Below are 12,075 nucleotides of genomic sequence, written 5' to 3'. Positions count from 1 at the left end.
ATATAAGGATAAAAGGAAAATATGGTATGGGCCCGTCGTCTAGTCTGGTTAGGACGCCACCCTCACACGGTGGAGATCCGGGGTTCAAGTCCCCGCGGGCCCATAGTAGGGCCATAGCTTCACACTCTCATTTTCTTTCAATTTTAGATAAGTTTCTATAACGTCAGCTAAAGGTCCGACGTAAGTCTCCTTTACCCATTGTTTATCATTTCAACTTATAGACATAATACCTCTCTTTTCTTTCGCATAATATTACACACCTATGGCTATAACATATCCTTCTTTAAAGTCAGCTATATCGGGGTCTAAATTTATTGCTTCAAGCTTTTGTTTAATATCTTGCAAATCTAATATTTTTACTGAAAACTCGGTAAAGATCTTTTTTGCTTCTTCATAGATCTTTTTTGCTTCTTCATAGCTTGTGGTATAAGCAAATATGCCTCCTCCTTGTAATATTGTTGAACCTAAAAAGGATTTCACTTGATATTATTGTATAGTCTTTCTTTTAAGTAATTCTAACATAGCTATCCATATAGGATGCTTAGAATAATAATTGGTGCTAATAGTAATATTGACATAACTCCTAAAATTATTGAAGCTTTAAAGGAAAGAAAAATAGAATTTATATTGGAATTAGATTTGTTAAGTAGATCATATATCGAGCTCGAGCTAGATAATAAGATCATAATATTACAATCTGAAAATGATTTAATGAGATTTTTAGATAATTTGAATGATAGAAAAGGTGATGATTCCAGTAATGGTAGTCTTACTTACACATCAGATAATGTTTTATCAAATCTTTCATTAGTTTAGTTTGTGAAAATTGTTTTAGGTGGAGGGCTCTCTGGTTTATTTCTTGCCTCTAATAAGAAAGATTCTCTTATTATTGAAAATCAACCTAGGCTTGGTGGAGTTTTTACCTACGAGGAAATTCTTAACGTTAATATCCCATTTCATCCTCCGTTAACTAATTATTCATGTGAATATTTTCAGACAACAGAAGTTAAGTTAAGAATACATATGAAAAAAGAAAATTATATACTTAGAAAAATTTATACTCATGAACTGCCTAAATGGCTAATTTTTAACGAGAAAATGTTTTATGTGACTAATTTAATTGAACTCATAGATAATCTATCTAAGAAAGTTAAGGTATTACATACTAATATAAAGAAAATAATCCAAAACAATAAAGTAATTACAACAAATAATATGGTCAGGGGAGATGAAATATTTGTTACTATATCTAGAAAATATATTGCAGATCTATTAGGAATTAAGAATGATAAGTTACGTAGTGTCTCAATGCTAGAACTAATAGTTATTGTGCCAAAAAAGGATAGAGGTTGGGATGTTTATATTAATGGTGATAATGGTATATCTTATTCTCACATTATAAATGCTTATTGGATTAGTAATGATTATGATATCTTATACGTACTAATTCCGTTTACATCATCGCCACCTATATGGGATAAGATATTTAGTGATTTAAAGAGAGAAAATATACTCTTAAAAGACGAAATTTTAGCTTTTAGATCAAGAATTATAAGAGACGCAATCCTTATTGGAGAAGACGATAATGTCTATCCTGAAAATATCAAGTTCTGTGGTAGACTAGGAAAGTGGAAGAATTTCACACTATGTGAAGCAATTCTTGATAGCCTAAATTGCTAAACCATTCTACGAATTCTTTAGCTTTTATTGCAGAACTTATGGGATCTACGTTATTTAATCTATAATAAAAATACGATGCAAGAAGTATATCTCCTGTACCTGTTCTATAAGTACCAATTTGAGTTGGTTTAAAATATTTTTTATTAGTCATAGTATATAGTTCAAATCCTTCTTCGTCATATGATATTAATAGTTCCTTAAAACCTAACTTAAATAAATCTTTAATAGAAAGTCCAGAGTTATTCAATTCTTCTATGTTACTATGAAATACTGTGTATAAAGGATTAGGAGGCAAGTTAGTAGAAGAATAGCTAATCTCTTCATTTATTTTACACGTTCTAATAAAACCTTGTATGTCGACCGCTATTGGCACGTTTACGTTTATATTTTCTAAGTTTACTTCGTTACATACAGGATTAATTAATATTCCATCAAAATAGTTATGTATAACCAGAAATTTGAAACTTATTTTATTATTCGTTTTTGATAATAATATTAATTTTCTAGAATTATTTTGAAATATATGCTTAAATTTTACCGTGTTACTATCATTTATTATTTTATATATTTTTAAAAAACTAGGAATTTGATGAGAGAAATCTTTACCTAAAATTGAAAGTATATAAGCCTCTCCTCCAAGCTTGTAAATTGCGAAACCAGAATATAATGGTGGTCCTCCTATTTGCTCTTTCTCATTAATCAGGTCTATGGTAAAATTCCCTACAATAAGAATTTTTATTACTCCTCCCCTTCTTCCTCTTCTTCCTCTGTACCTTTTATTTTTTCTTCCTCTTCTTCTTCCTCTTCTTCCTTCTTTGATTTTATCCAATAGTTAAAACTGTGAGCTTTTATATGCTCCTTTAAGTCTTCTTTATTGAAGAAATAAGATCCTTGTTCTGGGATACCGCCTTTTTTGCATATTGGGGTGCAGTAAGGGCATGCATAAAGTTTTGTTATCTCATCGTAACAAGCTTCTATTTTCTTTCCGTCCTCTAATTCTATGCTTATTATGGTCCATTTTGGAACCCATCTTGTTGTTGACGACATAATAGTGTTATTTATCATGTAAAATATTAAACTTTAATTGCTACTTTATAGCAATAATGTTTTAAAGTAATCATGATATAATTTAATTGGAGAAATAATTTGTCTTCATCCTCACTTCTCCAAGCCCCACTTAGTATAAAAACTATGTTCGATATTGCCGAATTCGTTATAAGGGCCGCTCAAATGATAAAACCCGAACAAGTAAATAAAATGGTTGAAGTTCTAACTAATTTTTATTATAATAATAGAAATGGAAAAGTATTAGTCATGGGAGCTGGAAGGAGTGGATTAGTAGGAAGAGCTTTTGCAATGCGTCTTCTTCATTTAGGTTATAATGCCTATGTATTAGGTGAGACAATAGTTCCCGCAATTGGTGAAAAGGATATTGCGATTGCAATATCGGGTTCTGGTCGAACAAAGCTAATATTAACTGCTGCTGAAGCCGCAAAAGAAGCTAAAGCAACATTAATAGCAATAACAAGCTATTCAGATAGTCCTATTGCAAAAATAGCAGATGTAGTTGTTGAAATCCCCGGAAGAACAAAATATTCACAAAATGAGGACTATTTTGCTAGACAAATTTTAGGAATTACTGAACCTTTAGCTCCCTTAGGTACATTATTTGAGGATACTACACAAATATTTTTAGATGGTGTAGTCGCTGAATTAATGATGAAGCTTAAAAAGACTGAAGATGATTTACGCGTAATACATGCTAATATTGAATTATAGCGATTATCTCTCTCGTTTTTAAGTAAACATGTTTACATATGGCTGATAATATAAGTGAAAATCCTAAAGTTCTCATAATCTTTGTAATAATCCTTTTAATTTTAGGTGTTATTAGTAAAAATTTAATATTTTTTATTTTAGATATCTTACTCTTTTTTCTCTTTTTGATTATGTTAAAGAAGGGAAATCATAGAATTTTCAGTGATTTTATAACTACATATATTCGAGGTAAAATAAATAAAAATGAAGTAAAATCTGGGATAATTATAAAAGATGGAATAATAAGAGATGAAGAACGTATAAGAGGCGTTCTTGTAGTAGATGACATTCCTTTTGATTATAGGGATTTAAGTGATGAAAGTCTAAGAAATAAGATAATATCATTTCATAAAGTTTTAGATGTATTAGGGGATATAGACATAGTATTTAAGAAACAATCTATAGATAAAAATAAATTTTTAGAAAATTTATTTTTGAGAGCCCAAAATTTAAGAGTTATTACTGAAGCTGATCCATCTAATGAAAGAGCAAAGAATGAACTAGAAATTGTGCAGTCTATGATTAAAAAAATAAGTGAAGGAGAGACTCCTTTCAGATACTTAATATTCTTTATCATTAACTCTACAACAGAAGAAAATGTTTTAGCTTCTATTCAACTTCTAAAGAAGGGACTAGAAAGTTTGGGAATAAAAGCTAGATTAGCTACAAAAGATGAGATAATAAAATTGTTTCAAGATAAAATTAAGTTAAAGAAGCAAGGTTTCCCAACTCAATTACCATTTTTATCCGTATTTTCACTACCTAAGTCACCAAAATTTGAGTTTTTTGAGGATGGGATCTACATAGGACGAGAAATAGGTAATAATAGATCTGTTTTTTGGAACTATAAAAGTATGCTAAATCCTCATGTTCTACTTATTGGTCCAACTGGTGCTGGAAAAACAGAATTTTTAATAAGTTTAGGTTATAAAATTAATATATTTTCAAATATCCCAGTGATTTTTTTCGATATGAAAAGCGATATAAAAATAAGATTAAAAAAATACTATATACGCTTCAAAACTCTCAACCCTCTTGTATATAGTTTAGGTTTACTAAGAGTTGATGGCATTAACTTAGAATCTTATATATCACAAATAGAAGAAATATTATCAAACAGCTTTAAACTGGACAAGTATACCTCTTCTATCTTATACAAAGTAATAAAAGATGTATTTTATAGGTACACAAATCCTACATGGGATATCATTCTGGCCGAAATCGAAAAATTGGATATTCCTTATCAAGTTAAAACATATCTATATAGAATAATATCTCAAGTAAAAGAACTCGATATAGGCAAAGAAAACTCCTTAGTTGATATGATTAATGAGGATAGTATATATGTATTTGATCTTTCGCTGATAAAGTCTGAAGAAATTAGGCGGTTAATAATGATGTCAGTACTAACTAAAATTTATAATAAATATAACATAGCTGATGATAAATTGAAAATAGCTATAGTTATAGATGAAGCTTGGACTATAATAAAGGATTCTTCTGAGTATTCAATAATACTTGATCTTATAAAGAGAGGAAGAGGTTTTGGTATAATGTTATTATTAGCTACTCAGAATATAATCGATTTAGGAGATTATAGTGATATTTATTTACAAAATATAGGATTAATAGCATTTATGAATAATGGAGATAAAAAATTCTGGCAAGAAGTTTTAAGATTTGTAAACATATCTGATAAGGAAATTTCAAACGAATTATCATTCCTAGGAAGAGGTGAGGCTTTAATTAGATTTATAACAGATCCTAGACCGGTAATAATTTCATTAGATACATTAATAAGAGACTCTCTCTAAAATAGATTGTAAAGCTGCCTTAATCTTATTATAAATTATCTCATCCTTAACATTTTTTATAATTATTTCTTTAAGTTCATCCCTTTCTAATACAATATCATAATCTATTTTATTTCTATTTTTTTCATTTTCTAGTATCTTTGTGAGTACATTAACATAAATTTTATTTATAGTAGTCTTTCCTTTAATTATTACCCTCATAATAGGGGGCATATAATATATTTCAGCTAATATTTCTCCTCTGCTACTTTTAAGAACATCCATGCTCCCCTTGTTTCCCTTTACTATACCCTTATAACCCTCTGCTTCAATTAAACTAAGTAAATACTCGTAAAACTCCAGTTCTTTCTTTAAATCAGCTATTTTTTCTTCTAAGAATTTCTTCAATTCGTCTGTTGTTATACTCATAATATAATACTATATATGCTTAAATTACTTATAATCCTATTGCTTTATGGTCAAAAGATGATAAGAGTTGCTGTAATAGGAGGTTCAGGTTATACTGGTGGAGAATTGCTAAGAATTCTGGCAGTTCACCCCAAAATAGAAGTAACGTATGTAACATCTAGAGAATATGCCGGTAAACCCATAACATTAGTACATCCAAATTTAAGAGGATTTTATAATATGAATTTTTCACAGTTTTCATTTGATAAACTAGGAGATAAAGCGGATGCTGTATTTCTAGGGTTACCGCATAAAGTTTCATTAGAATATGTACCAAAGATTCTAGAAATGGGAATTCAAGTAATTGATTTAAGTGCAGATTTTAGGTTAAAAGATCCTACTCTATATAAAATATGGTATGGTTATGAGCATCCATACCCAGATTTACTGAAAAAAGCTGTGTATGGCTTACCAGAACTTCACTATGAAGAACTTAAAAATGCAAAACTTATCGCTTCTCCAGGCTGTAATGCTACTGCAACTATATTAGCTGGTGCTCCTTTAGTTGCATCAAGTCTATTAGAGACTTACAAATTAATCAGCGATGTAAAAGTTGGAAGTAGTGAAGGAGGTGCGAAACCTCATGAAGGTAGCCATCATCCAGAAAGACAAAATGCAATAAGACCTTATGAGGCCGATGGGCATAGACACGCAGCTGAAGCTGAGCAAGAACTTAGTTTAATAGCAAAAAGGGATGTAAAAGTAAGTTTGGTTCCTCACGCCGTTAGTAGTGTGAGAGGTGCTTTGGCTTCAGTTCATGGTTGGCTAAGTAGTGATATAAGCGAAATGGATATGTGGAAGAAATCCATAGAATTCTATAAAGGAAGAAAATTCATACGTATAATAAGGAGTAATATTCATCCTTATCCAGACCCAAAATTTGTTATAGGTAGTAATTTTGCAGATATAGGTTTTGCAATAGAAAAAAGAATGCAAAGAATAACAATGTTTTCTGCAATAGATAACTTGATGAAAGGTGCTGCTGGTCAAGCAGTACAAGCTTTTAACATATCAAGAGGTTTTGAAGAAGATGAGGGTTTAAGAATACCTCCTCTGAGGCCTGCTTAAAATGATAGTTATAAAAGCCGGAGGAAGAGTAATAAAAAATAATTTAGATGGTATTATTGAAAGTTTATCTAATGTAGGAGAACAAGCTATATTTGTTCATGGTGGTGGAGACCAGGTAACTGAGACTTCTAAGAAACTAGGAATAGAACCAGTATTTGTAACTTCACCAGAAGGAATAAGAAGTAGATATACATCTAAAGAAGAGTTAGAAGTTTTTATAATGGTTATGAGTTTAATTTCAAGACAAATAGTATCAAAATTAGCTTATAAAAAGAAAGTAATTTCACTAACTGGTGCTGATGGTAACTCTGTAATTGCAGAGAGAAAGAAAAAAATAATAATAATAGATGAAAGAGGAAGAAAAAGAATAGTTGATGGTGGTTATACTGGGAAAATAAAGAAAGTGGATTCATTAGTAATCTCAGATTTGTTAAAGAGTTTTGATCTTCTAGTTTTTGCTCCACTGGCATACGATCCAGAAGAAAAAACATTACTTAATGTTGATGGAGATCAAATGGCTTTTGCAATTGCTACTGCTATGAAAGCCGATACTTTAATACTTCTAACTGATGTTGAAGGAGTTTTAGTTGATGGAAAAGTAATAAATAAGCTCACATCTAAAGAGGCTAAAGAATTATCTAAAAGAATAGGGCCCGGTATGAACAGAAAACTATTAATGGCCGGAGAAACTATTGAAAATGGAGTTAAAAAAGTAATAATCTCCTCGGGTCTTGTGCAAGACCCAATTTCAAATGCATTACAATTAAGGGGAACGGTGATCATGTAATGGCGGATGTAGATGAAAGTGATTTAAAAATTCTTGAAATATTAAGGAAAAATGCAAGAACTCCATACACTAGTATAGCTAAAGAGCTCAAAATTAGTGAAGCTGCAGTAAGGAAAAGGATTGAAAAACTAATAAAAATGGGTGTAATTAAGAGATTCACAATTGATTATGAGCTAGAAAATGAAATAAGAGCTATAGTTATGGTAAAAACTAATCCACAAATCCCAACACCAGAAATTTCTAAAAAAATAATAAAGATTCAAGGAGTAGAATTTGTATATGAGACAACTGGGGATTATGACATTTTAACAGTAGTTAGGGGTACTAACATCTCCTCAATTAATAAAACAATAGATGATATAAGAAGCCTTCAAGGAGTACTAAGTACAAATAGTACAATAGTTCTTAGAGTCTGGTTTTAAAATCGAACCATTTATTTTCATAAAAGCTTATCAACTACTTACTTTTTATGATATATTTGATCCAAAAATGGTAGTCCTAAAGTGCCCAGTATGTAATGGAGATGTAAATGTTCCAGATGATGCATTACCTGGAGAAATAGTTGAGCATGAATGTGGAGCCCAATTAGAAGTATATAATGATCATGGAAGACTCGCACTAAGATTAGCCGAGCAAGTAGGAGAGGACTGGGGAGAGTGATCTTAGGGGTAATATATGATCTCCTAAGATGGGAAGAAAAAAATCTTATACAAGAAGCGAGGAAATTAGGACATACTGTAATTCCAATATATACTAAAGATTTTTATTATTTTTATAATAATGATAGTAATGAAACATTAGGAGATCTTGATGTTGTGATACAAAGAAATACTTCTCATGCTAGAGCAGTAATAACATCCACTATATTTGAAAACTTAAGTTACAAAACTATTAATGACTCCTCAACTTTAATAAAATGTGAAAACAAACTTTACACCTTATCGTTATTATCAAAGCATGGGATAAGAGTTCCTAAAACAATAGTAGCTTTTTCTAAAGAAAAAGCCTTAGAACTTGCAAATAAACTAAGTTATCCTGTTGTAATAAAGCCAGTTGAAGGTAGCTGGGGTAGGATGGTAGCTAGAGCCATTGATGAGGATACATTAAGGAACTTTTTAGAGTATCAAGAATATACTACGTTACAATTTAGATATATTTATTTAATACAAGAATTTGTGAAAAAACCTGATAGGGACATAAGAATATTCACTATAGGTGATGAGGCACCAGTTGGAATTTATAGAGTGAATTCGAGGAATTGGAAAACAAACACAGCTTTAGGTGCTAAGGCAGAACCTTTAAAGATAGACGAAGAATTACAAGATCTTGCATTAAAAGTAAAAGATATAATAGGAGGATTCTTTCTAGGTATCGATGTATTTGAAGATCCAGAAAGAGGTTATATAATTAATGAAGTAAATGGAGTGCCAGAATACAAAAATACTGTAAGAGTCAATAATTTTAACGTATCAGAGTATTTAATTAGAAAAATTGAAGAGTGGATTAAAAAATGAAGTTCATTCAACTTTATGGAGATAGAGGACTAACTATAGTAAAAGGAGAGGGTCAGTACGTATGGGATATTAGTGGAACAAAATACTTAGACCTTCATACGGGAATTGGTGTAGCCTTTTTAGGACACAGAAACAGAAGGGTTATAGAATATTTATCAAGACAAATGGAAAATATTATGACTTTATCTACTTCATTTTCTACCCCTATCAGAGACGAAATGCTAAAAGAACTAGACCCTTTAAAACCAGATAAGATGGATAATATTATTTTATTAAATAGCGGTACTGAAGCTGTTGAAGCGGCTCTGAAAACTGCTAGGAAAATAACTGGTAGGAAAAAAATAATTGCTTTCAAAAATTCATTTCACGGAAGAACAGCAGGTTCCCTTTCAGTTACATGGAATAAAAGATATAGAGAACCTTTTGAGCCATTAATGTCACCAGTACAATTTCTAACTTATAATAATATAGATGAATTAAAGAACATAGATGAACAAACAGCTGCTGTAATAGTTGAACCAATTCAAGGTGAATCCGGAGTAATTCCAGCTAATGAAGACTTCATGAAAGCTTTAAGAGAACAAACACAAAAAGTAGGTGCTTTGTTAGTAGTTGACGAAGTTCAAACCGGTTTTGGAAGAACTGGAAAAGTATGGGCTTATCAACATTATGGTATTATTCCAGATTTGTTAACAGCAGGAAAGGCAATTGGGGGAGGTTTTCCAGTTAGTGCTTTATTTCTGCCAGATTGGATAGCGGAAAAATTGGAAGAGGGTGATCATGGTAGTACTTATGGAGGAAATCCAATGGCTATGGCTGCAGTTACTGCGGCATCGAAAGTTTTAAAGGAAGACAATGTAGTAGAACAAGCAAGCATTAAAGGAGAGATATTTAAGAAAATTCTCCGGGAAAAACTCAGTGATTTGAAATCAGTGAGGGAAATTAGAGGTAAAGGCTTAATGATAGGTATTGAAATTAGATTTCCACCAGCAATTGCATTAAAAGTTATGCAAGATGAAAGAGTTTTAGCCTTAAAAGCTGGATCAACAGTTATAAGATTTCTTGCACCATACATGATTACACAAAGCGATATGGAGGAAGCATCAAATGCAGCTAGAAAAGGAATTATCGAGACGGAAAATAAAAGAGCTATTACTTGAAATACTTTCAATTTATACTCCTTCTGGCGAAGAGGAAAGAGCTAAAGATTTTTTTGAAAAAGTCTCAAAGGAATTTAATCTTAATCTAGAAATTTCTAAATCTAAGTCATATTTCCTAGGAAAAGGGGATATACTCTTAGCATCACATATAGATACAGTTCCAGGATTTATACAGCCTAAAATAGAAGGAGAAGTTATATATGGTAGGGGGGCTGTTGACGCAAAAGGTCCTTTGATTGCTATGCTTTTGGCAACTTATATATTAAATGAAAAAGGGTATAAAGTTCAATTTGCTGCACTAGCAGATGAAGAAGGAAAAAGTAAGGGCGCAAGGGAATTAGCTAATAGTGGTATTAGGTACAATTATATTATCATAGGGGAACCCAGTAATACTTTAGATGTTATAGTGGAATATAGGGGAGTATTGCATTTAGATATATTATGTAGAGGAAATTCTCAGCATTCTTCTTCATCTAAAGAGAATTTGATAGTTGACTTATCGAAAAAAATTCTAGAAATATATAGAGAACCAAGTAACTATGAGAATTTTTCTATAGTACCTACCATAATAAAATCTGGTGATTATATAAATATGACACCTTCAGAAGGGTATTTACATCTAGATATAAGATACTCGATTAAAAACTCTAAGGATGAGATTCTAGCTCTTATTCATAATGAGTTTAAAACATGTGATATAAAAATAGTAGAAGATATAGAACCAGTGAAAGTTGATGTAAATAGTAATATTGTTAAAGCAGTTATGCGAGGCATAATAAAGCAAGGGTATAAGCCAAAACTAGCTAGAAAAGCAGGGACTAGTGATATGAATATATTAAAAAATATAGCAAAAGAAATAGTAACCTATGGACCTGGGAATTCTACGTTAGAACACACAAATAATGAAAAGATTTCTATCGATGAAATATTTATAGCTTTAACAACTTATATCAATGCGATAGAAGAATTATGTTTAAAGAAAAAGTAGGGAAGATTATACTATATCCAGTCTATAAGTTCTATGAAAAAATTTTATGGAATGAGATAAAAAATGGTCCATTTCCTCAACATGTTGGAATTATTCCAGATGGGAATAGGAGATGGGCAAGAGCCAACAACTTAAGTATAAATGATGCATATTATAGTGGTTACAGAAAGTTAAAACAAGTGTTATTATGGTTACTAGAGATGGGTATAAAAAATATAACGGTATTTGCACTTTCAACAGAAAATTGTGATAAGAGATCAAATCTTGAGCTTAATACAATATTTAACTACATTAAGGCAGGATTAGAAGAGTTACTCTATGGCGAAATAATTTATAAATATGAAGTTAAAGTAAGAGCAATAGGTCTAATATATAAACTTCCCCTAGACCTATTAGAAGTACTAAATCAATTAAGTAAAAAAACTGAGAATTTTAACAAGAGGAAGCTTACTCTTGCAATCTGTTATGGAGGAAGACAAGAAATAATTGATGCTACCAAAAAAATTATTGCAGATTACGAGAAAGGAAAAATAAAACTAGATGATATTAATGAAAATATATTTAGGCAATACCTTTATGATAAAGAGCTAGAAGACATAGATCTAGTAATTAGATCTTCTGGTGAAATACGAATAAGTAATTTCCTTTTATGGCATATAGCGTATTCAGAACTCTTTTTTGTAGACACATATTGGCCAGACTTTAGAAAGATAGACTTATGGAGAGCAATAAGATCTTATCAAAAGAGGAAAAGAAATTTCGGTGCTTAAATTTATAAGCTACCTCCTTAAATAAGTTT

18 protein-coding genes and 1 tRNA gene are annotated in these 12,075 nt (G+C 30.8%); 13 read left to right on the top strand and 6 right to left on the bottom strand.

All coding sequences use genetic code 11. From position 1 onward, the window contains the following. Positions 1-28 precede the first annotated feature (28 nt). Positions 29-103, top strand: a tRNA-Val gene (locus tag STK_RS01125). On the opposite strand, the gene STK_RS15530 is transcribed toward STK_RS01125, so the two are convergent. Genes STK_RS15530 through STK_RS01120 form a run of 3 tightly spaced genes read right to left on the bottom strand, consistent with a single transcriptional unit; the run spans position 85 to position 480 of the window. Further along, positions 85-159 (bottom strand): hypothetical protein, encoded by a 75-nt coding sequence (locus STK_RS15530; RefSeq protein ID WP_232616539.1) that lies wholly within the window; start codon positions 157-159, stop codon positions 85-87. The genes STK_RS01125 and STK_RS15530 overlap by 19 nt on opposite strands. Before the next feature lie 46 nt (positions 160-205). After that, positions 206-253, bottom strand: coding sequence for a hypothetical protein (locus STK_RS15970; protein WP_420825185.1), 48 nt, complete (start codon positions 251-253; stop codon positions 206-208). Next, entirely contained in the window at positions 253-480 is a 228-nt protein-coding gene (locus STK_RS01120) for a hypothetical protein (protein WP_052846210.1), read from the bottom strand. Before STK_RS01120 ends, STK_RS15970 begins: the two co-directional genes overlap by 1 nt. Positions 481-537: 57 nt before the next feature. On the opposite strand from STK_RS01120, the gene STK_RS01115 reads away from it, so the two are divergent. Further along, positions 538-816: a hypothetical protein gene (locus STK_RS01115; RefSeq protein WP_052846208.1), complete on the top strand. Its 279-nt coding sequence runs from the start codon at positions 538-540 to the stop codon at positions 814-816. 3 nt (positions 817-819) lie between these two features. Beyond that, positions 820-1,680 (top strand): hypothetical protein, encoded by an 861-nt coding sequence (locus tag STK_RS01110; protein WP_010978140.1) that lies wholly within the window; start codon positions 820-822, stop codon positions 1,678-1,680. Here the strand turns inward: STK_RS01110 and STK_RS01105 are convergent. Further along, positions 1,640-2,509, bottom strand: coding sequence for a hypothetical protein (locus tag STK_RS01105; RefSeq protein WP_052846206.1), 870 nt, complete (start codon positions 2,507-2,509; stop codon positions 1,640-1,642). The two genes, STK_RS01110 and STK_RS01105, sit on opposite strands and share 41 nt — an antisense overlap. Then, on the bottom strand, positions 2,419-2,727 hold the full coding sequence (locus tag STK_RS01100) for a hypothetical protein (protein WP_052846203.1): 309 nt from the start codon (positions 2,725-2,727) through the stop codon (positions 2,419-2,421). The genes STK_RS01105 and STK_RS01100 overlap by 91 nt, the downstream gene beginning before the upstream one ends. Before the next feature lie 144 nt (positions 2,728-2,871). On the opposite strand from STK_RS01100, the gene hxlB reads away from it, so the two are divergent. Continuing rightward, positions 2,872-3,459 (top strand): 6-phospho-3-hexuloisomerase, encoded by a 588-nt coding sequence (hxlB, locus tag STK_RS01095; RefSeq protein ID WP_010978137.1) that lies wholly within the window; start codon positions 2,872-2,874, stop codon positions 3,457-3,459. A gap of 38 nt (positions 3,460-3,497) precedes the next feature. Continuing rightward, positions 3,498-5,312, top strand: a complete 1,815-nt coding sequence (gene cedB / locus STK_RS01090) for a DNA import protein CedB (protein ID WP_010978136.1) — start codon at positions 3,498-3,500, stop codon at positions 5,310-5,312. On the opposite strand, the gene STK_RS01085 is transcribed toward cedB, so the two are convergent. Next, a complete protein-coding gene (locus STK_RS01085; RefSeq protein WP_010978135.1) occupies positions 5,292-5,720 on the bottom strand; it encodes a hypothetical protein in 429 nt (142 codons plus the stop codon). The two genes, cedB and STK_RS01085, sit on opposite strands and share 21 nt — an antisense overlap. A 57-nt stretch (positions 5,721-5,777) precedes the next feature. Between STK_RS01085 and argC the strand changes: the two genes are divergently transcribed. From argC to uppS, 8 genes are all read left to right on the top strand, one after another. After that, the gene (gene argC, locus STK_RS01080) at positions 5,778-6,827 is read left to right on the top strand and encodes an N-acetyl-gamma-glutamyl-phosphate reductase (protein WP_010978134.1); all 1,050 of its coding nucleotides are present in this window, start codon (positions 5,778-5,780) and stop codon (positions 6,825-6,827) included. A gap of 1 nt (position 6,828) precedes the next feature. Further along, on the top strand, positions 6,829-7,614 hold the full coding sequence (locus tag STK_RS01075; protein ID WP_010978133.1) for a [LysW]-aminoadipate/[LysW]-glutamate kinase: 786 nt from the start codon (positions 6,829-6,831) through the stop codon (positions 7,612-7,614). Further along, entirely contained in the window at positions 7,614-8,036 is a 423-nt protein-coding gene (gene lysM / locus STK_RS01070; RefSeq protein ID WP_010978132.1) for an HTH-type transcriptional regulator LysM, read from the top strand. The genes STK_RS01075 and lysM overlap by 1 nt, the downstream gene beginning before the upstream one ends. A gap of 67 nt (positions 8,037-8,103) precedes the next feature. After that, positions 8,104-8,274, top strand: a complete 171-nt coding sequence (gene lysW/argW, locus STK_RS01065) for an alpha-aminoadipate/glutamate carrier protein LysW (RefSeq protein ID WP_010978131.1) — start codon at positions 8,104-8,106, stop codon at positions 8,272-8,274. Next, a complete protein-coding gene (gene lysX / locus STK_RS01060) occupies positions 8,271-9,128 on the top strand; it encodes a lysine biosynthesis protein LysX (RefSeq protein ID WP_010978130.1) in 858 nt (285 codons plus the stop codon). The genes lysW/argW and lysX overlap by 4 nt, the downstream gene beginning before the upstream one ends. After that, positions 9,125-10,288: a [LysW]-aminoadipate semialdehyde/glutamate semialdehyde transaminase gene (lysJ, locus tag STK_RS01055; RefSeq protein WP_010978129.1), complete on the top strand. Its 1,164-nt coding sequence runs from the start codon at positions 9,125-9,127 to the stop codon at positions 10,286-10,288. The genes lysX and lysJ overlap by 4 nt, the downstream gene beginning before the upstream one ends. Further along, positions 10,236-11,276 (top strand): N-acetyl-lysine deacetylase, encoded by a 1,041-nt coding sequence (locus tag STK_RS01050; RefSeq protein ID WP_010978128.1) that lies wholly within the window; start codon positions 10,236-10,238, stop codon positions 11,274-11,276. The genes lysJ and STK_RS01050 overlap by 53 nt, the downstream gene beginning before the upstream one ends. Next, positions 11,258-12,046: a polyprenyl diphosphate synthase gene (gene uppS, locus STK_RS01045; protein WP_010978127.1), complete on the top strand. Its 789-nt coding sequence runs from the start codon at positions 11,258-11,260 to the stop codon at positions 12,044-12,046. The genes STK_RS01050 and uppS overlap by 19 nt, the downstream gene beginning before the upstream one ends. Positions 12,047-12,075: the final 29 nt, after the last annotated feature.

The organism is Sulfurisphaera tokodaii str. 7 (genome assembly GCF_000011205.1).
Lineage (GTDB): Archaea > Thermoproteota > Thermoprotei_A > Sulfolobales > Sulfolobaceae > Sulfurisphaera > Sulfurisphaera tokodaii.
Note: the sequence above shows the minus strand (reverse complement) of the source record. Positions and strands in the feature narration are given on the sequence as shown.